Annotated in this window: 24 protein-coding genes; 18 read left to right on the top strand and 6 right to left on the bottom strand. The window is 62.8% G+C overall.

The features are described from left to right. The first annotated feature begins 205 nt into the window (after window positions 1-205). The 7 genes from V1277_RS34645 (at window position 206) to V1277_RS34615 (ending at window position 6,715) form a co-directional block, all read left to right on the top strand. A complete protein-coding gene (locus tag V1277_RS34645; RefSeq protein ID WP_334420198.1) occupies window positions 206-961 on the top strand; it encodes an ABC transporter ATP-binding protein in 756 nt (251 codons plus the stop codon). Further along, window positions 954-1,697, top strand: coding sequence for an ABC transporter ATP-binding protein (locus V1277_RS34640; RefSeq protein ID WP_334420197.1), 744 nt, complete (start codon window positions 954-956; stop codon window positions 1,695-1,697). Before V1277_RS34645 ends, V1277_RS34640 begins: the two co-directional genes overlap by 8 nt. Before the next feature lie 37 nt (window positions 1,698-1,734). Beyond that, window positions 1,735-2,952 (top strand): ABC transporter substrate-binding protein, encoded by a 1,218-nt coding sequence (locus V1277_RS34635; protein WP_028346540.1) that lies wholly within the window; start codon window positions 1,735-1,737, stop codon window positions 2,950-2,952. A gap of 87 nt (window positions 2,953-3,039) precedes the next feature. Further along, complete coding sequence (locus V1277_RS34630; RefSeq protein WP_334420196.1) at window positions 3,040-3,927, top strand: branched-chain amino acid ABC transporter permease; 888 nt, start codon at window positions 3,040-3,042, stop codon at window positions 3,925-3,927. A 1-nt stretch (window position 3,928) separates the two neighbouring features. Then, the gene (locus V1277_RS34625) at window positions 3,929-4,897 is read left to right on the top strand and encodes a branched-chain amino acid ABC transporter permease (protein ID WP_334420195.1); all 969 of its coding nucleotides are present in this window, start codon (window positions 3,929-3,931) and stop codon (window positions 4,895-4,897) included. Window positions 4,898-5,050: 153 nt separating this feature from the next. Next, complete coding sequence (locus V1277_RS34620; RefSeq protein WP_065745101.1) at window positions 5,051-5,695, top strand: DUF47 domain-containing protein; 645 nt, start codon at window positions 5,051-5,053, stop codon at window positions 5,693-5,695. Window positions 5,696-5,710: 15 nt separating this feature from the next. Next, complete coding sequence (locus V1277_RS34615; RefSeq protein ID WP_334420194.1) at window positions 5,711-6,715, top strand: inorganic phosphate transporter; 1,005 nt, start codon at window positions 5,711-5,713, stop codon at window positions 6,713-6,715. Here V1277_RS34615 and sugE read toward each other — a convergent pair whose 3' ends face one another. After that, window positions 6,716-7,030 carry a quaternary ammonium compound efflux SMR transporter SugE gene (gene sugE / locus V1277_RS34610; RefSeq protein ID WP_334375871.1) on the bottom strand — a complete coding sequence of 105 codons (315 nt, stop codon included), beginning with the start codon at window positions 7,028-7,030 and terminating at the stop codon, window positions 6,716-6,718. Window positions 7,031-7,186: 156 nt separating this feature from the next. On the opposite strand from sugE, the gene V1277_RS34605 reads away from it, so the two are divergent. The 7 genes from V1277_RS34605 to V1277_RS34575 all read left to right on the top strand — a co-directional run bounded on the left by V1277_RS34605 (window position 7,187) and on the right by V1277_RS34575 (window position 14,231). Further along, window positions 7,187-8,806: a peptide chain release factor 3 gene (locus V1277_RS34605; protein ID WP_334420193.1), complete on the top strand. Its 1,620-nt coding sequence runs from the start codon at window positions 7,187-7,189 to the stop codon at window positions 8,804-8,806. Window positions 8,807-9,080: 274 nt separating this feature from the next. Beyond that, entirely contained in the window at window positions 9,081-9,806 is a 726-nt protein-coding gene (locus tag V1277_RS34600) for a crotonase/enoyl-CoA hydratase family protein (RefSeq protein ID WP_334420192.1), read from the top strand. A 59-nt stretch (window positions 9,807-9,865) separates the two neighbouring features. Continuing rightward, window positions 9,866-10,423: a TetR/AcrR family transcriptional regulator gene (locus V1277_RS34595; RefSeq protein ID WP_197427482.1), complete on the top strand. Its 558-nt coding sequence runs from the start codon at window positions 9,866-9,868 to the stop codon at window positions 10,421-10,423. A gap of 72 nt (window positions 10,424-10,495) precedes the next feature. Further along, window positions 10,496-11,098, top strand: coding sequence for a hypothetical protein (locus V1277_RS34590; protein ID WP_334420191.1), 603 nt, complete (start codon window positions 10,496-10,498; stop codon window positions 11,096-11,098). 84 nt (window positions 11,099-11,182) lie between these two features. Then, a complete protein-coding gene (locus tag V1277_RS34585; protein WP_334420190.1) occupies window positions 11,183-11,767 on the top strand; it encodes an NnrU family protein in 585 nt (194 codons plus the stop codon). Window position 11,768: 1 nt separating this feature from the next. Then, the gene (gene panB, locus V1277_RS34580) at window positions 11,769-12,590 is read left to right on the top strand and encodes a 3-methyl-2-oxobutanoate hydroxymethyltransferase (protein ID WP_334420189.1); all 822 of its coding nucleotides are present in this window, start codon (window positions 11,769-11,771) and stop codon (window positions 12,588-12,590) included. Between the two features lie 15 nt (window positions 12,591-12,605). Then, window positions 12,606-14,231, top strand: a complete 1,626-nt coding sequence (locus V1277_RS34575; protein ID WP_334420188.1) for a class I adenylate-forming enzyme family protein — start codon at window positions 12,606-12,608, stop codon at window positions 14,229-14,231. Here V1277_RS34575 and V1277_RS34570 read toward each other — a convergent pair whose 3' ends face one another. Together V1277_RS34570 and V1277_RS34565 are read right to left on the bottom strand one after the other, a co-directional pair. Further along, complete coding sequence (locus tag V1277_RS34570) at window positions 14,232-14,531, bottom strand: hypothetical protein (RefSeq protein ID WP_334420187.1); 300 nt, start codon at window positions 14,529-14,531, stop codon at window positions 14,232-14,234. It abuts the gene before it with no gap. A gap of 144 nt (window positions 14,532-14,675) precedes the next feature. Then, window positions 14,676-15,533, bottom strand: coding sequence for a hypothetical protein (locus V1277_RS34565; RefSeq protein ID WP_334420185.1), 858 nt, complete (start codon window positions 15,531-15,533; stop codon window positions 14,676-14,678). A 243-nt stretch (window positions 15,534-15,776) separates the two neighbouring features. On the opposite strand from V1277_RS34565, the gene V1277_RS34560 reads away from it, so the two are divergent. The 4 genes from V1277_RS34560 to V1277_RS34545 are packed head-to-tail and all read left to right on the top strand — an operon-like array spanning window position 15,777 to window position 19,660. Then, a complete protein-coding gene (locus V1277_RS34560; protein ID WP_334375862.1) occupies window positions 15,777-16,430 on the top strand; it encodes a tetratricopeptide repeat protein in 654 nt (217 codons plus the stop codon). A 29-nt stretch (window positions 16,431-16,459) separates the two neighbouring features. Further along, window positions 16,460-16,978, top strand: coding sequence for a hypothetical protein (locus V1277_RS34555; protein ID WP_334420183.1), 519 nt, complete (start codon window positions 16,460-16,462; stop codon window positions 16,976-16,978). 55 nt (window positions 16,979-17,033) lie between these two features. Then, on the top strand, window positions 17,034-18,416 hold the full coding sequence (der, locus tag V1277_RS34550) for a ribosome biogenesis GTPase Der (RefSeq protein WP_334420182.1): 1,383 nt from the start codon (window positions 17,034-17,036) through the stop codon (window positions 18,414-18,416). Further along, entirely contained in the window at window positions 18,413-19,660 is a 1,248-nt protein-coding gene (locus tag V1277_RS34545) for a TCR/Tet family MFS transporter (protein WP_334420181.1), read from the top strand. Before der ends, V1277_RS34545 begins: the two co-directional genes overlap by 4 nt. Window positions 19,661-19,769: 109 nt before the next feature. Here V1277_RS34545 and V1277_RS34540 read toward each other — a convergent pair whose 3' ends face one another. The 3 genes from V1277_RS34540 to V1277_RS34530 all read right to left on the bottom strand — a co-directional run bounded on the left by V1277_RS34540 (window position 19,770) and on the right by V1277_RS34530 (window position 22,124). After that, window positions 19,770-20,996: an ABC transporter substrate-binding protein gene (locus V1277_RS34540; RefSeq protein ID WP_334420179.1), complete on the bottom strand. Its 1,227-nt coding sequence runs from the start codon at window positions 20,994-20,996 to the stop codon at window positions 19,770-19,772. 93 nt (window positions 20,997-21,089) lie between these two features. Continuing rightward, a complete protein-coding gene (locus V1277_RS34535; RefSeq protein WP_442894614.1) occupies window positions 21,090-21,347 on the bottom strand; it encodes a hypothetical protein in 258 nt (85 codons plus the stop codon). Window positions 21,348-21,383: 36 nt separating this feature from the next. After that, entirely contained in the window at window positions 21,384-22,124 is a 741-nt protein-coding gene (locus V1277_RS34530; protein ID WP_334420178.1) for an SDR family NAD(P)-dependent oxidoreductase, read from the bottom strand. Window positions 22,125-22,267: the final 143 nt, after the last annotated feature.

Below are 22,267 nucleotides of genomic sequence, written 5' to 3'. Positions count from 1 at the left end.
CGACTTATGGCGCATCCGGAACCGCAAGCGCGCGGTCGGGCGTGGCAGCATTCCGCCTTGCCTAATCCATCGCGTTGACGGCATATTCCGGCCGGAGGCGGCGGGCTCGGGACGGTTTCCAGGACGTCCAGGAGAACCTGCCCGAACAGGGAAAAACTGGCCGCGCGCGGGCGAACTCGCGGAGACGGCTGAGGGGGAAATTTGTTTGGCTGATGAGTTCATTCTCGAAACCCACGGATTGACCAAGGAATTCGCGGGTTTCTTCGCCGTTCGCGATGTCGCCCTCAAGGTACGGCGCGGCAGCATTCATGCGTTGATCGGGCCGAATGGCGCCGGCAAGACGACCTGCTTCAACTTGTTGACCAAGTTTCTGAGGCCGTCTGCAGGGCAGATCCTGTACAAGGGGCAGGACATCACCGCGATGGCGCCGGCCGATGTGGCTCGCCTCGGGCTGGTGCGTTCGTTCCAGATTTCGGCAGTGTTTCCGCACCTGACGGCGCTGGAAAACGTTCGTGTCGCGCTACAGCGCCAGCATGGAAGCTCGTTCGATTTCTGGCGCTCCAAGCGCGTGCTCGACCGATTCAACGGCCGCGCCCTCGACTTGCTGAACGACGTGGGCTTGATCGAGTTCGCCAATACACCGGCGGTCGAGATGCCCTATGGACGCAAGCGCGCGCTGGAGATTGCGACGACGCTGGCGCTCGACCCGGAAATGATGCTGCTCGACGAGCCGATGGCGGGCATGGGTCATGAAGACATCGACAAGATCGCAGCCCTGATCAAGCGTATCTCGGCGAGGCACACCATCCTGATGGTCGAACATAATCTCTCCGTGGTAGCCAACCTGTCCGACATCATCACGGTGCTGACGCGCGGTCAGGTATTGGCGCAAGGCAATTACGCCGAATTGTCCAAGGACGAGCGCGTCAAGGAAGCCTATCTGGGGGCCGGTCATGCCTGAGTTGAAAATGGCCGAAGCCACCGCCAAACCGGCAGGCGCGGAGATTCTTTCCGTTGCCGACCTGCAGGCCTGGTACGGCGAATCGCATATCCTTCACGGCGTCAACTTCAATGTGAAGGCGGGCGAGGTGGTCACGCTGCTCGGCCGCAACGGCGCCGGCAAGACCACGACGCTGAAGTCGGTGATGGGAATTATCGGCAAGCGTACTGGTTCGATCCGCTTTAACGGTCAGGACATCACGCGCGCCTCGTCCGACAGGATCGCGCGCCTGGGCATCGCATTCTGTCCCGAGGAGCGGGGCATTTTCGCAAGCCTCGACGTGCGCGAAAACCTGCTGCTGCCGCCGATCGTGCGCAGTGGCGGGCTGTCGCTCGACCAGATCTTCGAATTGTTTCCGAACCTGAAGGAGCGCCTCAACAGCCAGGGCACCAAGCTTTCGGGCGGCGAGCAGCAAATGCTCGCGATCGCAAGAATCCTGCGCACCGGCGCGCGGTTTCTGATGCTGGACGAGCCGACCGAAGGTTTGGCGCCCGTCATCATCCAGCAGATCGGTCACACCATCGCGCGGCTGAAGTCGGAAGGCTTTACCATCCTGCTCGTCGAACAGAATTTCCGCTTCGCCTCCACGGTGGCCGACCGCTACTACATCGTCGAGCACGGTAAGGTCATCGACGGTTTTGCGAATTCGGAGTTGTCGGCCAATATGGACAAGCTCCACACCTATCTCGGCGTTTAATCGGTACTTTGCTGCACTCTGGAATAATGGAGATACTATGAAACATCGGATTTCAGCGCTCTTCCTCGGCACCGCTCTGGCACTTGCCGCAGGCAGCGCCGTGGCGCAAGACAAGACGGTCAAGATCGGTGTGCTCACCGACAATTCCGGACTTTACTCCGACCTCGGCGGCGCCGGCTCCACGGTCGCCGCCCAGATGGCAGTGGAGGATTCCGGGCTTGCGGCCAAGGGCTGGAAGATCGACATCGTCTCCGCCGACCACCAGAACAAGCCCGACATCGGCACCACCGTCGCCCGTCAATGGATCGACGTCGACAAGGTCGACATCTTCGTGGATGTGCTGAACTCCGGCGTGGCGCTGGCGGTCAACAATCTGGTGAAGGAAAAGAACGCCATCATGATCAACACCGGCGCGGCGACGTCGGATCTCACCAATACGCAGTGTTCGCCGAACACCATTCACTGGGTTTACGACACCTACATGCTCGCCAACTCTACCGGCCAGGCGCTGGTGAAGGCCGGCGGCGACACCTGGTACTTCCTGACCGCGGACTACGCGTTCGGCCACGCGCTGGAACGCGACACCTCCGCGGTGGTGACGAAGTCGGGCGGCAAGGTTATCGGCACCGTCAGGCACCCCCTGAATTCGTCGGACTTCTCCTCGTTCCTGCTGCAGGCACAGGCATCCAAGGCCAAGATCATCGGCATGGCGAACGCCGGCGGCGACACCACCAATACCATCAAGCAGGCTGCGGAGTTCGGCATCGTCTCGGGCGGCCAGAAGCTCGCGGGACTGCTGCTGTTCATCAATGACGTCCACTCCCTCGGCCTCAAGGTGGCGCAGGGCCTGAACTTCACGGAAACCTTCTACTGGGATCTGAATGACGGCACCCGCGCGTTTTCGAAGCGTTTCTCCGAGCGCATGAAGAACAAGGCGATGCCGTCGATGGTGCAGGCCGGCGTGTATTCAGGCCTGATCCACTATTTCAAGACGATCGATGCAATGGGCGGCAATCCGCACGATGGCGTCAAGGTGGTGGCGAAAATGAAGGAAACGCCCACCGATGATCCGCTGTTTGGCAAGGGTACGATCCGTGCCGACGGGCGCAAGCTTCATCCGGCCTACCTGTTCGAGGTCAAGAAGCCCTCCGAATCCAAGGGGCCGTGGGACTATTACAAGCTGATCGGCACCACGCCGGGCGAGCAGGCCTTCCGGCCGCTTTCGGAAAGCGCCTGTCCACTGGTAAAGAAGTAACAACGATGGCCCGTCGGCGTCATGCCGGCGGGCCTTCCCTCGCGGCCCAAGCTAACCCGCATCATAACGAGATTGAGTGCGAAACCGATGCAAGCTCTCTACGCCCAGCTTTTGGTGGGATTGATCAACGGATCGTTCTACGCGCTGCTCAGTCTCGGGCTCGCCGTGATCTTCGGCATGCTCAACATCATCAATTTCGCCCATGGCGCGCTCTACATGATGGGCGCGTTCTGCGCATATTTTCTGCTGCATCTCACGGGGATTGGATACTGGTGGGCTCTGATCATCGCGCCGATTGTCGTCGGCATCTTCGGCATGATCCTCGAACGGACCATGCTGCAATGGCTGGCCGGTCTCGACCACCTCTACGGGCTGTTGTTGACGTTCGGCATCGCGCTGATCGTGCAGGGAGTGTTCCAGAACTACTTCGGCTCGTCCGGCCTGCCGTACGCGATTCCTGATTATCCGGAGGTCGGCGGGTTCCGCGGATTACAGGGCGGCATGAACCTCGGATTCATGTTCCTGCCGATCTACCGCGGCTGGGTCGTCGTGTTCTCGCTCGTGGTGTGCCTTGCCACCTGGTTCCTGATCGAGAAGACCCGGCTCGGCGCCAATCTGCGTGCGGCGACTGAAAACCCGACCCTGGTGCGCGCATTCGGCATCAACGTGCCCAGGATGATCACGCTGACCTACGGCCTCGGCGTCGGCTTGGCGGCGCTGGCCGGCGTATTGTCCGCCCCGATCAACCAGGTGCGGCCGTTGATGGGCGCGGACCTGATCATCGTCGTGTTCGCGGTGGTGGTGATCGGCGGCATGGGATCGATCATGGGATCGATCATCACCGGATTTGCGCTCGGCGTGATCGAGGGACTGACCAAGTATTTTTATCCCGAAGCTTCCAACACCGTGGTGTTCGTCCTGATGGTGCTGGTGTTGCTGGTGAAGCCAACGGGACTGACTGGACGGACTGCCTGACATGAGCGCATTGACTGACGACACACTGCCGGTAACGCCGCAAGCGATGCGCGACGAAATGATCGTGTTCGCCGGGATGGCGGTGCTGCTGGGGCTCGTACCCATGACGGGCATCTATCCGTTCTTCGTGATGCAGGCGCTGTGCTTCGCGCTGCTTGCTTGCGCTTTCAACCTCCTGATCGGCTATGGCGGCCTGCTGTCGTTCGGCCACGCCATGTTCCTGGGGACCGCGGGCTACTGCTCGGCGCATGCGCTCAAGGTCTGGGGTGTAACGCCGGAAGTCGGAATTCTGGTCGGCGTCGCCGGCGCCGCCGCGCTTTCAGTCGTCACCGGCTTCATCTCGATCCGCCGCCAGGGCATCTACTTTTCGATGATCACGCTGGCGCTCTCGCAGCTCCTGTATTTCATCTATCTGCAGGCGCCGTTCACACATGGCGAGGACGGCATCCAGGGCATTCCGCAGGGCTACCTGTTTGGAATATTCGATCTCTCCAAGCCGACGGTGCTTTACTACGTGGTGCTCGCCGGGTTCCTCGGCGGCTTCCTCCTGATCTACCGCACCATCAACTCGCCGTTCGGAGAGGTGCTGAAGTCGATCCGGGAGAACGAGCAGCGCGCAATCTCGCTGGGCTACAAGACTGACCAGTACAAGCTGGTCGCTTTCATCCTCTCTGGAACGATTGCGGGCTTTGCCGGCTCGCTGAAGGTGTTCGTGGCGCAGAACGCCTCGCTCACCGACGTGCACTGGACGATGTCGGGTGAAATCGTGCTGATGACGTTGGTCGGCGGCCTCGGCACGGTGTTCGGTCCGGTCGTCGGGGCCTTCGTTATCATCGCCATGCAGCAATATCTGGCCGGTTTCGGCCAATGGGTGACGGTGATCCAGGGCGTCATCTTCGTCGCCTGCGTGTTGACGTTCCGCCGGGGCATCATCGGCGAGATCGCGCATTATTTCCGCCGATCCCTCTAAAAACGGCGGGGTTTTGGCGCAGTTTTCGGCGCCACAAAGCGGTGGATGATCCGGTTCCCGGGGCCCGACGTCGCGCGCTTTTCCCTCGAATGGTCTATGACAGTTTTGTGACAGCACGCTCCGTGGCTGTTTCTGAACGACGGAAGAATGCCCATGCTGCGCTGGTTTCGTGCCTTTTTGCCCAAGGAGGAGCGGTTTTTTGACTTATTTGCCCGCCACGCCCAGACGGTCGTGCAGGGCGCGCTGGCGTTGCAGGACATGATGCGCGGCGGCGAGGAGACGCCGGTATTCTGCCAGCGAGTCAATCAGTTCGAACACGACGCCGACGGCATCACCCGCGAGGTCCTGACCGCGGTCCGCCGCACCTTCATTACCCCGTTCGACCGCGGCGACATCAAGAATCTGATCACGTCGATGGACGACGCGATCGACCAGATGCAGCAGACCGCGAAGGCGGTGGTGCTGTTCGAGGTCCGAACGTTCGAGCCTCCGATGCGCGAAATAGCCACGCTGTTGGTCGAGTGCGCCAATCTGGTCAGCCGCGCGCTTCCCCTGATGAAGTCGATCGGGAGTAACGTCGCAATGCTGACCGCCATTACCGAGGAAATCGGAAAGCTGGAGGGCCGTATCGACGATCTCCACGACATCGGGTTGAAGGAGCTGTTTCTCAAGCACCGCAACGGCAATTCGATGGATTTCGTCGTCGGCGCCGAGATCTACAAGCATCTCGAAAAGGTGTCCGATCGCTTCGACGACGTCGCCAACGAGATCAACTCGATCGTGATCGAACAGGTATAGGGCAGGGCCAATTCAGTGGACGCCACCCTGGCTTTTCCAATTCTGGTCTTCTTGATTGGCGTCGCGCTGTTGTTCGATTTCCTCAACGGTCTGCACGACGCCGCCAACTCGATCGCCACGATCGTATCGACCCGCGTGCTGCGGCCGCATTATGCGGTGGCTTGGGCGGCGTTCTTCAATTTCATTGCCTTCCTCGTCTTTGGCCTGCACGTTGCGAATACCATCGGCAAGGGGATCATCGAACCCGATGTCGTGGACGCGACCGTCATCTTCGCTGCGCTGGTCGGCGCGATTGTCTGGAACCTGATCACCTGGGGGCTCGGCATTCCATCGTCGAGTTCTCACGCGTTGATCGGCGGACTGGTCGGCGCCGGCATGGCCAAAGCCGGCATTTCCGCGGCGGTCTGGAGCGGGCTGTCCAAGACGCTCTTGGCGATCGTGTTGTCGCCGCTGGTCGGATTTCTGTTGGCGCTGGTGCTGGTCGCGATCGTGTCCTGGCTGTCGGTGCGATCGACGCCGTTTGCGGTCGATCGCGCCTTCCGCATTCTGCAATTCGTCTCGGCGTCGTTCTATTCGCTCGGCCATGGCGGCAACGACGCGCAGAAGACCATGGGCATCATCGCGGTGCTTTTGTATTCGCAAGGCCACCTCGGGGCGGATTTCGCCATCCCGTTCTGGGTCGTGATTTCCTGCCAGGCGGCGATGGGGCTCGGCACGTTGATGGGGGGCTGGCGGATCGTCCGCACCATGGGATTGCGGATCACGAAATTGACGCCGATGCAGGGCTTTTGCGCCGAAACCGGTGGAGCTGCGACCCTGTTCATGGCGACCTATCTCGGGGTTCCCGTATCCACGACCCACACCATTACCGGCTCCATTGTCGGCGTCGGCGCGGCGCGGCGGGTCTCGGCGGTGCGCTGGAACGTGGCGAGCTCGATCGTCTACGCCTGGGTAATCACCATTCCGGCTTCAGGGTTCGTCGCGGCGCTGACCTATTGGGCGGTGCTGTTGCTGCGCTGATCAGGTGACCAGCTTGAGCCCGACAATGCCGGCCACGATCAGTCCGATGCAGGCGAGGCGAGCCGCGGTCGCAGGTTCGCCGAACAGAGCGATACCAAGGATTGCCGTTCCGACCGCACCGATGCCGGTCCATATGGCATAGGCGGTTCCGATCGGCAGCGCTTTCAAGGCAAGGCCGAGCAGGACGATGCTGCCTGCCATGCAGGCGAGCGTCAGGACGGATGGAACAAGTCGCGTGAAACCCTCGGTATATTTGAGGCCGATCGCCCAGCCTATTTCCATGAGCCCGGCGACGAACAATACGATCCACGCCATGACAACCCTCCAAACCTGGCAGGGTCGTCCCCGCGGATGAGCCCTGCGAATTGGAAGGCCGTCCTTCCGCGACCGATATGGGACTGGCCAGCAGCGTCCGCAATCACCAAATGAGGCTTGATTAGCCCGGTTTTCCCTGCCAAACGCTCGAGCCTCATGTCCGACATTGCCGTCACTGCCGAATCGCCGTCCCGCTCGCCGCTCTCAGATGAAGTGGCGCGGCGGCGCACGTTTGCGATCATCTCCCACCCGGACGCCGGCAAGACCACGCTGACCGAAAAGCTGCTGCTGTTCGGCGGCGCCATCAACCTGGCGGGCCAGGTCAAGGCCAAGGGCGAGCGGCGCAATACCCGTTCCGACTGGATGAAGATCGAGCGCGAGCGCGGCATCTCGGTCGTGACCTCGGTGATGACGTTCGAATTCGAAGGCCTCGTCTTCAACCTGCTGGACACGCCGGGCCACGAAGACTTCTCGGAAGACACCTACCGGACGCTGACCGCGGTCGATTCCGCCGTCATGGTGATCGACGCCGCCAAGGGCATCGAGGCCCGGACGCGAAAGCTGTTCGAGGTGTGCCGGCTGCGCGACATTCCGATCATCACCTTCATCAACAAGATGGACCGGGAGAGCCGCGACACGTTCGAACTGCTGGACGAGATCGAAAAGACGCTGGCGCTCGACACCACGCCGATGACCTGGCCAGTCGGCCGCGGCCGCGACTTCCTCGGCACCTACGACGTCGTGAACGGCGGCGTGCGCCTGCTCGAAGGCGGTGGCGCCAAGACCGGCGCGACCGAGCAGATCGATATCGCCGATCTCGCCGGCCGCAATCCCAATCTCGACGTCGGCGAGATCAAGGATGAGCTCGCGCTGGTGTCGGAAGCCTGCAAGCCGTTCGAGCTGGACGCGTTTCGCGAAGGCCATCTCACGCCGGTCTATTTCGGCAGCGCGCTGCGCAATTTCGGCGTCGGCGACTTGCTGGAAGGTCTTGGCAAGTTCGCGCCGGCGCCCCGCGCGCAGGACAGCAATTTGCGCAAGGTCGAAGCAGCCGAGCCGCGCATGAGCGCCTTCGTGTTCAAGATCCAGGCCAATATGGATCCGAACCACCGCGACCGCATCGCGTTCGCGCGGCTGTGTTCCGGCAAGCTCAGCCGCGGCATGAAAGCGAAGCTGGTGCGGACCGGCAAAAACATGTCGCTGTCGTCGCCGCAGTTCTTCTTCGCGCAGGATCGCTCGGTGGCCGATGAAGCGTTTGCCGGCGACGTCGTCGGCATTCCGAACCACGGTACCTTGCGGATCGGTGACACGCTGACGGAAGGTGAGGACATCACCTTCGTCGGCGTCCCGAGTTTTGCGCCGGAAATCGTCCGCCGCGTGCGGCTCACCGACGCGATGAAGGCCAAGAAGCTGAAAGAGGCGCTGCAGCAGATGTCGGAAGAGGGCGTGGTGCAGGTGTTCCGGCCCCGCGACGGCGCACCGGCGCTGGTCGGCGTCGTCGGTCCGCTGCAGCTCGACGTGCTGAAGGCGCGGTTAGACGCGGAATACTCGCTGCCGGTGGAATTCGAGGTGTCGGAATTCCAGCTCGCCCGCTGGGTCTCGTCCGACGACCGCAAGAAGCTCGACGCCTTCATCGCGGCCAACAATTCCGGCATCGCCGACGACGTCGACGGCGATCCCGTGTTCATGGCCAAGAACGAGTTTTACCTGGGCTATACCAGGGAGCGCGCCGAAGGGGTCACCTTCTCCAACGTCAAGGACGTGAAGAAGAAAGCGTAAGCGGCCCACGCTTCCTGCACCAATCTCCGCCGTCGTCCTCCGCGAAAGCGGGGGACCCAGTACGCCGCGGCCTTTCCGTCTATCGCTATCGTCTCTGGAATACTGGGTCACCCGCCTTCGCGGGTGACGACGGTTGAGGATTTGGCCAAATCCTCAACCCAGTTTATGCATCCAGTGGATGCCTCTATGCATTCCAGGCCCGGATAAACCCCTTGCGTCAGCCGGGCTTCCGTAAAAGTATCCATTGGATGCTTTTTAAAAAGGGAGACCGCGCATGACTGATCTCGCAACCTATTCCCGTTCCGGCCCGGTCGGCACCATCATGATCGACGATGGCAAGGCCAATGTGATGTCGCTTGCCATGCTCAACGCCCTGCATGCGGCCTTCGACCGGGCGGAAAAGGACAAGACGGTGGTGATCCTGAAGGCCCGCGGCAAGCATTTTTCAGGAGGATTCGACCTCAACGTCTTCGCCAAGGGCGGCGCCCAGGACCAATATCTGATGGTGAAAGCGGGCGCGGAACTGGCCTTGCGCATCCTCTCGTTTCCGACGCCGGTGGTGGCGGCCTGCCAGGGCAACGCCTACCCGATGGGGGCTTTCCTCATCATGTCCAGCGACCACCGCATTGCCGCCGAGGGCGACTACCGGATCGGCATGAACGAGGTCGCGATCGGGCTCACGGTGCCGCGTTTTGCAATCGAAATCGCACGGCAGCGGCTGACGCCGGCCTATTTCAGCAGAGCGGTAGTGACCGCGGAAATGTTCGGCCCAACGGAGGCTGTCACCGCAGGCTTCTTTGACCGGGTCGTCCCGGCGGATGCGCTGGAGCCCTGCGCCGAGGAGACCGCACAGGCGCTCGCCACGCTCAACATGGCCGCCCATGCCGCCACCAAGGCGCGGGCGCGCGGAGATGTGATCAAGATGATCCGCGCCATGATCGACGAGGACATTACGCCGCAGTATGGCGAGGACCGCGTTGCCAAACGAGTATCGGCCTGACGGAAAGCTTCGGCCGCCCGGCAGTGGCGTTGCGTCTCATGCCTTTGTATGAAGGGGACATGACCGCAAAGCCGCGCCGGGCGACCTATCGCCATGGCAATCTGAAATCCGAAGCGCTGAAGGCCGCCACCCGCCTGGTGGCCGCGGCCGGCCATGAGCAATTGAGCCTGCGCGAGGTCGCGGAGGCCGTCGGCGTCGCGCATCGATCGCTGTACAATCATTTCGCTGACCGCGAAGCGCTGCTCGACGCGGTCGCGGCCGAGGCCTACACGCGGCTCGCCGCCATCCTCGTCAAGGCAGAGACGCCACAGGACTACACCGCGAAATATGTCCGCTTCGCGCTCGCCAACCGCGCGCTGTACGCCCTGATGACCAGCCGCCCGCACGCCACCATGAAGCACAATCCGCCGCTGCAGGCCGCGGTTCATAAGGTCATCGCCCAGGCCATGCGGATATTCTGTCAGGATATCGAGAGCCCGGCCGAGCGTCGCCGCGCGGTGATGAAGGTCTACATTACGCTCTATGGCGGCATCTCGCTCTATACCGCCGGCGTCCTCGACCAGCCCAGCGAGAAGGCCCTGATTGCGGAACTGTCCGCCATGAACGCAGGGATGTGAACATGGTCCGCCTTGCTACGGGACGAAGCGCGCATCAACTTAGTTGAGTCGCCTTTTAGGACTTAGGGCCGCATGTTCCGGAGCATCATCGTCTGCCTGATCACCACATTCGTCGGGATGAGCGCCGCCGACGCCCAGTCGAGGCGCCAGATCGACGCCACGCCGTTTTCGCACGCGCCCTGCAGCGTGCTCGACGGCCAGCCGTGCACGCCGTCATTTTGCAGCGTGTTCAACGAAGGTCCCTGTATTCCCGAGATCGATTATCCGTACGGCCAGAATCTGCAACTCACGATCGAAAGCGTGCCGCCACAGGATCAGGCCGCGAAATACCGGAAGCCGGATCATGATCTCGATACGATCGGCGACCTCTTTGCGGCGTTGCGCTCCTGTTGGTCGCCACCGCCTTCCGACATCGCGCGCCAGGGTATGCAGATGTCGATTCGGTTCAGCTTCAAGCGCTCGGGCGAGATCATCGCTACACCCCGCGTGACCTATGCCACGGCAGGCGTTCCGGCCGACACCCGCGCTACTTATTTGAAAGCGATCAACGCGTCGCTTGCAGGCTGCACGCCGCTCAAGTTCACGTCCGGGCTTGGCGGCGCCCTTGCCGGGCGGCCGATCGCGATCCGCTACGTCGACAACCGCGATCTAGGCAAGCAGGCGGAGAAGCCGTAACGGCCGCGTGGCGCATTGCGCACCAAGCCCTTAAAATGATACCCGGATAATCCGGAAAACCAGCCGCGCAACGGGAGGCACGTCATGGGACTGCTGGTGTTGATCCTGGGCCTGATCCTGTTCTTCGGCGTCCACACGCTCACCACGCAGCGCAAGCTGCGCGCGCAGGTGATCTCCGCGACGGGCGAGAGCGGCTACAAGATTGGCTATGCGCTGGCTTCGATCGCTGGTCTGGCGCTGATCATCTGGGGCTTTGCGCTTTATCGCGCGACGGGCTGGTACAACGTCTGGAACCCGCCAGTGGCGCTCAAGCACATCACCACGGCGCTGATGCTGCCCGCGGTCATCATGGTTGTCGCGTCCTACATCCGCGGCCGGATCTATACGACGCTGAAACATCCGATGCTGACGGGCATCAAGCTGTGGGCGGCGGCGCATCTGCTCGCCAATGGCGATCTCGGCTCGATCATCCTGTTCGGCTCGTTTCTCGCGTGGGCGGTGTATGATCGCATTTCGCTGAAATATCGTTCCGACGCCGGCGCCCCGCCGATTCCCGTCGGTGGTCCCGGCAACGATTTGATCGCGATCGCGGTCGGTCTCGTCGCCTATCTGGCGCTCGCCTTCGCGTTCCATCCGGTCGTGATCGGCGTCCCCGTGGTTGGAGCCTAATATGTCCGTGCAATCTGCCATCAAGCGCAAAACGGCGCCGGATATCCGTGCGCGCAAGAACGGCGAGCCGATCGTGATGCTGACGTCCTACCATGCGCATACCGCGGCGCTGGTCGATCGCCACTGCGACGTCATTCTGGTCGGCGATTCCCTCGGCAACGTCATGCACGGTTTCGAGACCACGGTGCCGGTGACGCTCGACATGATGATCCTGCAGGGCCATGCGGTGATGCGCGGCTCGAAACATGCCCTCGTCGTGGTGGACATGCCGTTCGGCTCCTATGAGGCCTCGAAGGAGCAGGCATTTCATTCCGCGGTGCGGATATTGAAGGAAACCCATTGCGGCGCGGTGAAGCTCGAAGGCGGCGCCCGGATGGCGGAAACCGTCGCGTTCCTGTCCGAGCGCGGCGTGCCGGTCATGGGCCACATCGGACTGACGCCGCAATCGATCAACACGCTCGGCTCGTTTCGCGCACAGGGCCGCGACGAGGGCAGTTGGGATCCGATCCTGAAAGACGCCCAGGCGATCTCGGACGCCGGAGCGTTTTCGGTCGTGGTCGAGGCGGTCGCCGAGCCGCTGGCGCGCAAGATCACGGAGACCATCTCCATTCCGACCATTGGCATCGGCGCCAGTGCGGCCTGCGACGGCCAGGTGCTGGTGCTCGAAGACATGCTGGGCTTGTCGCCGCGGACGCCGAAATTCGTGCGCCGCTATGGCAATCTCGGCCCCGCGATCGAAGCGGCGATCCAGGGCTACGCCAGCGACGTGCGCTCGCGCGCTTTCCCGGGACCCGAGCACGTCTACGAGATGAAGAAGAGCTAACGGGGCGCGCCATCCATGGACTGGTCGCAGCACTCTATCCCGGCGATGCGGCTCGAGCCGCGCTTTGGCGACCGAATCGTTCCGGTCTTTTGTGAACGGCCCAAGAGCATTCCGGCGATGGTGGCCGAAGCGGTTGCGACCAACCCGGACGGCGAGGCGCTGGTCTGCGGCTCCACGCAAATGACATGGCGAGAGGTCGCGCAGCAATCGGCGCAAATCGCAGCAGGATTTCAAAAACTCGGCCTGCAGCGCGGCGACCGCGTCGCGCTACTGCTCGGCAATAGAATCGAATTCGTGCTGACGATGCTGGGTGCGGCCCATGCCGGGCTGGTGACGGTGCTGCTTTCGATCCGCCAGCAAAAGCCCGAGATCGCCTATGTGCTCACCGATTGCGGCGCAAAGCTCTTGATCCACGAGGCCACGCTGGCCGACCGCGTGCCCGATGCGGGCGATATCCCTGAAGTCACGCATCGGATCGTAGTCGACGACGATCCGCGGCTCTCGCGCTTTACCGAGCTCTCGGAAAACGCGCCGCTGGCCGCACCAATCGACGTCGGCGAAGAGGACACTGCCATGATCCTCTATACGTCGGGCACCACGGGGCGGCCAAAGGGCGCGATGCTCGCCCATTGCACCATCATTCATTCGGCCATGGTGTTCGTCTCGTGCCTGAAGCTCACTGCCGTGGATCGCTCGATCGCCGCGGTGCCGCTCGGGCATGTCACCGGCGTGGTCGCCAATGTCATGACCATGGTCCGTTGCGCCGGCGCGCTGATCATCATGGCGGAGTTCAAGGCCGCGGAATATTTGAAGTTGGCGGCGCGCGAGCGGGTCACCTACACCGTGATGGTGCCGGCAATGTACAATCTCTGCCTGCTGCAGCCGGATTTCGACAGTTACGATCTGTCGAGCTGGCGGATCGGCGGCTTTGGTGGCGCGCCGATGCCAATCGCCACCATCGAGAAGTTGGCAGCGAAAATTCCGGGGCTGAGACTCGCCAATTGCTACGGCGCGACCGAGACCACTTCGCCGTCGACCATGATGCCTGCAGAATTCGTCGTGAGCCATATCGACAGTGTCGGTTTGCCCTGTCCCGGCGCGCAGATCGTCGTGGTGGATGCCGAGGGCCGCGAACTGCCGCGCGGCGAGATCGGCGAAATCTGGATTCACGGCGGGTCCGTCATCAAAGGCTACTGGAACAATCCGAAGGCGACGGCGGAGAGTTTTACCGCCGGCTTCTGGCATTCCGGCGATCTCGGCTCGATCGACGAAGAGAATTTCGTGCGCGTGTTCGATCGTCAGAAGGACATGATCAACCGTGGCGGGCTCAAGATCTATTCCGCCGAGGTCGAGTCGGTGCTTTCAGGCCATCCCGACGTGGTCGAGAGCGCGATCATCGCAAAGCCGTGCCCGGTGCTCGGCGAGCGCGTGCATGCCGTCGTCGTGACGCGGAATGCCGTCAGCGGCGAGGTGCTGCGCGCCTGGTGCGCCGAGCGGCTGTCGGACTACAAGGTGCCGGAAACCATGGATGTGCGCGCGGACCCGCTGCCGCGAAATGCCAACGGCAAGGTGATGAAGCGGCAGTTGCGCGAGGCTTCCGCTACGGACTCGGCTGCGGCGCAGGCATCGGCTAACCGCTAGTCAACCGACACGGCTGCCTACAAAGTCTTCCAGATAATCCGGGACTTTCTGCCCTTCGATATCGCAGCGGCACTGGATTTCGCGTGCGACATCTTTCGATAAGTCTTCGCTCCAATGTTCGAGCGTGTTGAAGGCGACGACCTCGATCGGGTCGCGGAATTGGCCCGACAAAAGGTCGGTAACGATCGTTTCGAAATCAGTCCGTTCGACCTTCCGGACGATGGCGTCCGGCCCCGCTTCGAGGACCAAATAGATGGTCTGATCGGCACCATACGGCACAATCGGCGGAAATCCGCGCATTGCCTGATCTCCACGTAACAGAGATTCAATTACAGCGCGGGGGAAAGGTTCCTGCTACGCGGCGACGTTTCAAAAAGGCCTGGCCGACGGCAACGATGAGCGCCGTGCCGTCCCAAATCGCCGCTCGCTGGCGCCGCGACAGGGCTAGAGTTTCGGCGCGCTGCCCTTGGGCATCGCGCTCTCGCTCAGCCCGGCCGCGAGTGCGGCGCTGTCGATCGCGGCGGCGCTGACGAGCTGCTTGACATCAAGCAGCGTGAATTGCGCGATGCCGACACGGTCGGCCAGCGTGCCCGGAACGAGCTGCACACTCAATACGCCATCGCAGTTCGCGCCCTTGGCCTCGGTCAGCATGGCGCTCGGTTCTTTCGCCTTGGTCTGGGCGCGCTTGACGACCGCCACGCAACTGCCGCGCACGGTGTCGCCGTTGAGCTTGACGGCGGCCCTCGGGTCGAGCGGCTTGCCGATTGCCTCGAGCGCAGTCGCTTCCTTGTACTTGCCGCCGACCGACATGATCGAGCCCTTGCGGTAGATGTAGTACAGATGCTGGTCGCCAACGATGGTCGGCACGCCGTATTTGCCCATGATCTCCTTGATCATGTCCGCCTTCGATGGCTGCTGGTCCGGTGCGAAGGTCAGGTTGCGGGCGACGAAATAGGCGCGGTTGGCGCTCGCGGGCGAGGAGAAGCTGGTCGAGAGCATCTCGCCGTTCTGTTTCGAACCGGCAGGAAGGCTGAAGTTCAAGGCGGCGACGTAGCTGGCACCGCCGAACTTGTGCTGCTGGATGTCGGTCTTGGTGTCGGTCCGGCTCTTGAACAGCGAATCAAAAATGGCGCGCGCGGATTCGGCGTTCGATTCGGTCGAGATACCCAAAATGTCGGGGCGCAGTTTGCCCGAGAATGCCGTCTCGGGCGCCTTCGGCTTGAAGTCGTCGGCCAGTGACGCTGCGGCCAGGGATACCAGGCCGAGGGCAAGCAGCATCGAAACCAGCGCGTGGCGAGGCATGAAACACCTGAAAAATCGGGTACGGATCGACAATGGAAGCGGCCGGGATTACGCCAAACTTTGAACCGCGATGTCAACATTGCCAGCCGATTTCGGAGGCGGTTGGGGGCCACTGTTAACGCTTTGATCCGCCTCGCTTTGCCTTGCCACCGCCATATCGATAGGCTACGCCCCGGCCATGCGGGATTGGGCGCGCGATACTGCCGCCGAAGCTGCGGTTCCCCGGGGATGGGATATCTTTAAGTGTCTGAATTATTTGATGAAGTAGACGAGGAGGTCCGTCGCGAGCAGCTCAAAAGGCTGTGGGACCGGTATTCGCTTCTGATCATCGCCGGCCTGATTTTAATCATCGCCGCCGTGGGTGGCTGGCGCGGCTACCAGTATCTGGAGTCCAAGAAGGCGGCCGAGGCGGGGGCGGCGTTCGACAAGGCGGTCGAGCTTTCGGAAGCCAACAAGCACGCCGAGGCCGAAGCGGCGTTCGCCGATCTCGTTGCGAAGGCGCCGTTCGGCTACCGCGTGCTGGCACGGTTGCGCATGGCGGCGGAAGTCGCCAACCGCGATCCGCAGGCTGCGGCAAAGCTGTTCGACGAGATTGCCGCTGACCGCAGCGTCGGTGTCGCCGAGCAGGATCTCGCGCGGATTCGCGCGGCCCAGTTGCTGTTGGAAAGCACCAGCTATCCCAACATGAAAGAACGCCTCGAAGCCGCTGCTGCGCCGGGCGCCACGTTCCGCCATAGCGCGCGCGAATTGCTGGCGCTGTCGGCCTGGCGTGCCAATGATGCCGCCGCGACGCGGCAATGGCTGGATACGATCGCCAATGACGGCGAGACGCCGCCGAGCCTGCGTTCGCGTGCCGAAGCGCTGCAGGCCTTGCTGCCGCCGGTCGCCAAGAGCTGACGCCAGCAAAACGAGTTGGGAAACCCGATATGCGCCGCCCGCAACGTTTGATCGCAACCGCCGTCCTCATCGCGCTTTCGGGCGCGCTGGCAGGCTGCGGCGGTGGCGGCTTGGGCAATTTCGATCCCACCGACATGCTCGACTTCCTCGACACCAAGAAGAAATTGCCCGGTGAGCGCAAGCCGGTGTTCCCCGAAGGTGTGCCGGGCCTTGAGCAGGGCGTGCCGAAGGATCTCTACAGGGGCGCCAATCAGCAAGTTGATGATCCTAACGCGGTCGCGGCTGCAGCACCTCTGCCCGAAGAGCCCAAGTCGAAGCGTGGCGCGAAATCCAAGGGCAAGCAGGCCGCCGCACCCGCCGCTGCGGACCCCGACGTCGCTCCCGAGGAGGAGGGCAGCACAGCCGCTGCGCCGCCTGCGCCCAAGCCGGCCAAGATCGTGCGCAAGCGCACCACGGCTCCACCGCCCGATCAATCGGCCGCGCCCGCGCAATCCTCGCAACAATCGGCTTTCCCGGCTCCGATGCCGAGCGGCAGTTTCTCGCGCTAATTTGTTGTTTTCGTTCGATTGACACGCCCTTCAAAAAAGGGCGTTTGGGTCATTTATGTCCTTTACGATCGCCATCATCGGCCGGCCCAACGTCGGCAAGTCGACGCTGTTCAACCGGCTGGTCGGGCAGAAGCTCGCGCTGGTGGACGACGAGCCCGGCGTCACCCGCGATCGCCGCGAGGGAAGCGCACGTCTAGGCGATCTCGAATTCACTGTGATCGACACCGCAGGCCTCGACGAGGGCGCCAAGGGCTCGCTCACGGCACGAATGCAGGAGCAGACCGAAGCCGCGATCGGCCTGGCCGATGCGCTGATGTTCGTGATCGACGCCCGTGCGGGCCTGACGCCGAACGATCGCGCCTTTGCCGATTTCGCGCGCCGCGCCAACAAGCCGGTGGTGCTGGTCGCCAACAAGAGCGAGGGCAAGCACGGCGAAATCGGCGCGATGGAATCCTACGCGCTGGGGCTCGGCGATCCCGTGCAGATTTCGGCCGAGCATGGCGAGGGCTTGACCGATCTCTACGACGCGCTCGCCGCACTGATGCCGGAGCCGGCTGAAGAGCGGGAAGAGTTCGACGACGACGATATCGTATCGGACGAGGATCTCGCCCAGCGTCCGATCCGCGTCGCCATCGTCGGCCGTCCCAATGCCGGCAAGTCGACGCTGATCAATCATCTGCTCGGCGAGGAGCGGCTGTTGACCAGCGCCGAAGCCGGCACCACGCGCGATTCCATTTCGGTGGAGATCACCTGGCAGGGACGCGATTTCCGCGTGTTCGATACTGCGGGCTTAAGGCGGCGATCGCGGATCGAGGAGAAGCTGGAAAAATTGTCGGTGGCGGACGCGCTGCGCGCCGTGCGCTTTGCCGAAGTCGTCGTGATGATGATGGATGCGCAGAACCGGTTCGAGGAACAGGATCTGCGCATCGCCGATCTGATCGAGCGCGAGGGGCGGGCGATCGTGCTCGCGGTCAACAAATGGGATTTGATGGAGCGCAAGCCCCATCTCATCTCGGCGCTGCGCAGCGATGCCGACCACTGGTTGCCGCAGGTGAAAGGTGCCCCCATCGTCGCCGTATCCGGCTTGCTGGGCGAGGGCATCGACCGCCTGATGACCGCAATCCAGGATGCCTACGCGGTCTGGAACAAGCGCGTGCCCACGGCCGCGCTCAATCGCTGGTTCGAGCAGGCAGTCGATGCCAACCCGCCGCCCGCAGTGTCGGGCCGCCGGCTGAAGCTGAACTATATCACGCAGACCAAGGGACGTCCGCCGAGCTTCGTGCTGTTCTGCTCGCGCGCGGACGCCGTGCCGCAATCCTACTTGCGCTATCTCACCAACAGCCTGCGCGAGGCTTTTGACCTGCCGGGCACGCCGATCCGCATCACGCTGCGCGAAAAGGCCAATCCGTTCGCGCATAAGCGCAAGCGGCCCTCATGAGCGAACAGGCGTCCACCGCTGCTGCCGACGATAGGCCGCCGGTGCGCAGCGGCGCGGCGGCCTTTATCTTCGTCACCATCCTGCTCGACATGCTCGCGCTCGGCCTGATCCTGCCGATCCTGCCCAAGATCGTGGAGAGCTTTGTCGACAACGACACCGCGACGGCGGCGCGGATCTTCGGCCTGTTCGGCACGGCCTGGGCGCTGATGCAGTTCCTGTTCTCGCCGATCCTTGGCGCGCTCTCGGACCGCTTCGGCCGCCGGCCGGTGGTGTTGCTGTCGAATTTCGGACTGGCGCTGGATTACGTGCTGATGGCGCTGGCGCCGTCGCTGACCTGGCTGTTCATCGGCCGGGTGATCTCAGGCATCACCTCGGCCAGCATTTCCACGGCCTTTGCCTATATCGCCGATGTGACGCCGCCGGAACGGCGGGCCGCGGTGTTCGGCAAGATCGGCGCGGCCTTTGGCGCCGGATTCATTCTCGGTCCCGCCATCGGCGGCCTGCTCGGCGGCATGGATCCGCGTCTGCCGTTCTGGGTCGCGGCGGGCCTGAGCTTTGCGAACGCGCTATACGGCTGGCTGATCCTCCCCGAGTCGCTGCCGCAGGATCGGCGCGCGCCGTTCCACTGGAAGAGCGCCAGTCCACTCGGCGCATTGCATCTGTTGCGCTCGAGCCGGATTCTCGCTGGCCTGTCGCTGGCGAATTTCTTTGGCCAGGTCGCGCATGTGGTGCTGCCTTCCACCTTCGTGCTCTACGCCACCTATCGGTACGGCTGGGACACGACAACAGTTGGGCTCACGCTGGCTCTGGTGGGCGTGTGCGCCATGGTGGTGCAGGGCTTGGGCGTCGGGCCGATCGTCACGCGTCTCGGCGAACGCCGCGCGCTGCTGCTCGGGCTCGCTTGTGGAGCGCTGGGATTTTTCATCTATGGCGCGGCGCCGACCGGACCACTGTTCTGGACCGGCATTCCGGTCATGGCGCTGTGGGGCGTGGCAGGCGCGGCGATCCAGGCCCTGACGACGCAGCTCGTTGCGCCGGATCAGCAGGGCCAGTTGCAGGGCGCGACCAACAGCGTCAACAGCATCGCGCAGATGGCGGGGCCGTTCCTGTTCACGCTGACCTTTGCCTATTTCATTAGCGATCAGGCGCCGGCGAAATTGCCGGGCGCGCCGTTCCTGCTGGCGGCGGCGCTGCTGGGGCTCGCGCTGCTGATTGCGTGGCGCACGCTGAAAAAGACAAAGTAGAAGGAGTAGGGTGGGCAAAGCGCAGCGTGCCCACCATTCATGAGGATAATGCGGAGAGATGGTGGGCACGGCGCAAGTGCGCCTTTGCCCACCCTACGGCCCTACGCCGTCACTTCTTCACCAGCGGACACTCGCTGGCTTCGAGCGGCTTGGCGGCGTCTTCCGCCGAGATCGTAGCGATCTGCTTGTAGTAGTCCCACGGTCCCTTCGACTCTTCCGGCTTCTTCACTTCGAACAGATAAGCCGGAATGAGACGGCGGCCATCGGCACGCAGTGGGCCCTTGCCGAACAGCGGATCGTCGGTCGGCAATTCCTTCATCTTGGCGACCACCTTGGCGCCGTCATGCGGATTGCCGCCCATCGTGTCGAGCGTCTTGAGATAGTGCAGCACCACTGCATAAACCCCGGCCACCGTCATCGAGGGCATCGTGCCTTTCGGTGACACTTTCTGGAAGCGCTTGGACCATTCGCGCGTCTTGTCGTTCAGGTCCCAGTAAAACGATTCCGTGAACGTCAGACCTTGCGCGGTCTTCAAGCCCAACGAGTGAACGTCGTTAATGAAGAGCAGGAGCGCCGCAAGCTTCTGGCCGCCCGCAACGATGCCGAATTCGGACGCCTGCTTGATCGCATTGGTGGTGTCGCCGCCAGCGTTGGCAAGGCCAACCACCTTTGCCTTCGAGGACTGCGCCTGCAACAGGAACGACGAGAAGTCCGACGTATTCAGCGGATGCCTGACTCCGCCCAGCACCTTGCCGCCGCTGGCGGTGACGACCGCCGAGGTATCGCGCTCCAGCGCATGTCCGAACGCGTAGTCTGCGGTCAGGAAGAACCAGCTATCGCCACCGGCCTTTGTCAGCGCCTTGCCGGTTCCGTTGGCTAGCATGTAGGTGTCGTAGGTGAAGGAAATCGTGTTCGGCGTGCAGGCCTTGCCGGTGAGATCGGCTGTGGCTGCGCCCGAATTGAGCAGGACGACGTTCTTGTCCTTGACGAGGTTGCTCACCGCGAGCGCGACGCCGGAGTTCGGCGTGTCGGCGATGACGTCGACCTTGTCGTTGTCGATCCACTGCCTGGCGATGTTGACGCCAACGTCAGGCTTGTTCTGGTGATCGCCACTGACCAGATCGATCTTCCAACCCTTGGCGGCGAGGCCGGAATCTTCAATCGCCATCTTCGCTGCAGCCACCGAATTGGGGCCGCCAATGTCGGCATAGAGGCTCGACATGTCGTTCAGTACGCCGATCTTGACGGTCTTGTCCTGGGCCAGTGCTGGCGTCGCCAGCCCGAATGCGGCAAGCACCACGGAAGCGGCGAAGCGCCGCGCAATTCTCGTCGTCATGGGTATTCCTCCAGAAATGTTGTTCGCCGGCTCTCTTTTCGGAACCTGCCAGCGGTCCTGCGATAGTCCTTCTCGAAACCGCGGGCAATGCACCTATCGTCGCGCGCCCGACGTCAGCTCGGGCCAGATCGCGATGTCCCACACCGCACCGTTGCCCCGGGTATTCTTTTCGTAAAACCATTCCTTAACGAAGGTTCCATTTTTTCTGAGCACGCGGTTGTTCGCGCGATCGCAGACATAGAGCAACCCGTCATTGGCGAGCTTCACGCAAGGCACGGGGTTGGCGAATTCATGTCTCGACAAGCGACGAAATGGATTGCTTTCCGCCTTCGCTAAAGCTTCGGCGGACAAGTCGCTGCGCTTACAATGAGAGAGCTCGTAAGATGCTCAAGCCGGCGGATGAAAACTCATCAGTGTGCGAGTCTTGTAGTCATAGAGCTTGCCGGTCTCGGTCCATTCCGGCGCGCACATCGGCACGATGAATTCCGCGGCCTGTTCCGGCGTATCCAGCGTCATCGGGTCTTCGCCGGGAAAGACGCTGGCGCGCATGCGGGTGCGGATCGGGCCGGGGCTGAACAGGTTGACGCGCAATTTCGTGCTCACGGTCTCGTTGGCCCAGGAGCGCACCAGCGTGTCCAGCGCCGCTTTCGAGGCCGCGTAGGGCCCCTGATAGGCGTTCGCCTTGCTGGCGGCGCCGGAGGTCACGAAGACGGCGCGGCCGGCGTCCGAGACCTTGAGCAGCGGATCCATGCAGCGGATGAGCTGGAAGTTCGCGGTGACGTTTACGGCGAACACGTCGTTCCACGGCTTCAGCTCGATATGCCCGAGCGGCGAGGAGGGGCCGGCAACCCCGGCATTGCCGACGAGAATGTCGAGCTTGCCGTGGCGTTCATGCAGCGCCGCGCCAAGCCGCGCGATGCCGTCGAAATCGGTGAGGTTGAGCGGCACCAGCGTGGCGCTGCCGCCGTCGTTCCTGATCTCGTCGTCGAGTTCCTCCAACCCGCCTTGTGTGCGCGCGACGGCGACGATGTGCGCGCCGGCCTTTGCCAGCGCGAGCGCCGTGGCATAGCCGATGCCGCGCGAGGCGCCAGTCACGAGCGCAATGCGGGAGGCGAGTGGTTTGGTCATTGAACTAGCTCGATCATCGTCGTCCCTGCGAAAGCAGGGACCCATACGCCGCGGCGCTCATGAGGTGAGGAGGTGTCAATAACTGATGGCATCCGGAAAAACGAAGGCCTGTGGTTATGGGTCCCTGCTTTCGCAGGGACGAC

The sequence above is a fragment of the Bradyrhizobium sp. AZCC 1588 genome (assembly GCF_036924735.1).
GTDB lineage: Bacteria > Pseudomonadota > Alphaproteobacteria > Rhizobiales > Xanthobacteraceae > Bradyrhizobium.
The sequence above is the reverse complement of the archived record's forward strand: the minus strand, read 5'-3'. Positions and strand labels throughout refer to the sequence as shown.

Coding starts and splice junctions, on each gene's coding strand:
- V1277_RS34640 (WP_334420197.1), top strand. CDS start 954: ATGCCTGAGTTGAAAATGGCCGAAGCCACCGCCAAACCGGCAGGCGCG.
- V1277_RS34630 (WP_334420196.1), top strand. CDS start 3,040: ATGCAAGCTCTCTACGCCCAGCTTTTGGTGGGATTGATCAACGGATCG.
- V1277_RS34575 (WP_334420188.1), top strand. CDS start 12,606: ATGGACTGGTCGCAGCACTCTATCCCGGCGATGCGGCTCGAGCCGCGC.
- der (WP_334420182.1), top strand. CDS start 17,034: ATGTCCTTTACGATCGCCATCATCGGCCGGCCCAACGTCGGCAAGTCG.
- V1277_RS34585 (WP_334420190.1), top strand. CDS start 11,183: ATGGGACTGCTGGTGTTGATCCTGGGCCTGATCCTGTTCTTCGGCGTC.
- V1277_RS34595 (WP_197427482.1), top strand. CDS start 9,866: ATGACCGCAAAGCCGCGCCGGGCGACCTATCGCCATGGCAATCTGAAA.
- V1277_RS34570 (WP_334420187.1), bottom strand. CDS start 14,531: ATGCGCGGATTTCCGCCGATTGTGCCGTATGGTGCCGATCAGACCATC.
- sugE (WP_334375871.1), bottom strand. CDS start 7,030: ATGGCGTGGATCGTATTGTTCGTCGCCGGGCTCATGGAAATAGGCTGG.
- V1277_RS34530 (WP_334420178.1), bottom strand. CDS start 22,124: ATGACCAAACCACTCGCCTCCCGCATTGCGCTCGTGACTGGCGCCTCG.
- V1277_RS34590 (WP_334420191.1), top strand. CDS start 10,496: ATGTTCCGGAGCATCATCGTCTGCCTGATCACCACATTCGTCGGGATG.
- V1277_RS34635 (WP_028346540.1), top strand. CDS start 1,735: ATGAAACATCGGATTTCAGCGCTCTTCCTCGGCACCGCTCTGGCACTT.
- V1277_RS34600 (WP_334420192.1), top strand. CDS start 9,081: ATGACTGATCTCGCAACCTATTCCCGTTCCGGCCCGGTCGGCACCATC.
- panB (WP_334420189.1), top strand. CDS start 11,769: ATGTCCGTGCAATCTGCCATCAAGCGCAAAACGGCGCCGGATATCCGT.
- V1277_RS34620 (WP_065745101.1), top strand. CDS start 5,051: ATGCTGCGCTGGTTTCGTGCCTTTTTGCCCAAGGAGGAGCGGTTTTTT.
- V1277_RS34545 (WP_334420181.1), top strand. CDS start 18,413: ATGAGCGAACAGGCGTCCACCGCTGCTGCCGACGATAGGCCGCCGGTG.
- V1277_RS34540 (WP_334420179.1), bottom strand. CDS start 20,996: ATGACGACGAGAATTGCGCGGCGCTTCGCCGCTTCCGTGGTGCTTGCC.
- V1277_RS34565 (WP_334420185.1), bottom strand. CDS start 15,533: ATGCCTCGCCACGCGCTGGTTTCGATGCTGCTTGCCCTCGGCCTGGTA.
- V1277_RS34555 (WP_334420183.1), top strand. CDS start 16,460: ATGCGCCGCCCGCAACGTTTGATCGCAACCGCCGTCCTCATCGCGCTT.
- V1277_RS34625 (WP_334420195.1), top strand. CDS start 3,929: ATGAGCGCATTGACTGACGACACACTGCCGGTAACGCCGCAAGCGATG.
- V1277_RS34605 (WP_334420193.1), top strand. CDS start 7,187: ATGTCCGACATTGCCGTCACTGCCGAATCGCCGTCCCGCTCGCCGCTC.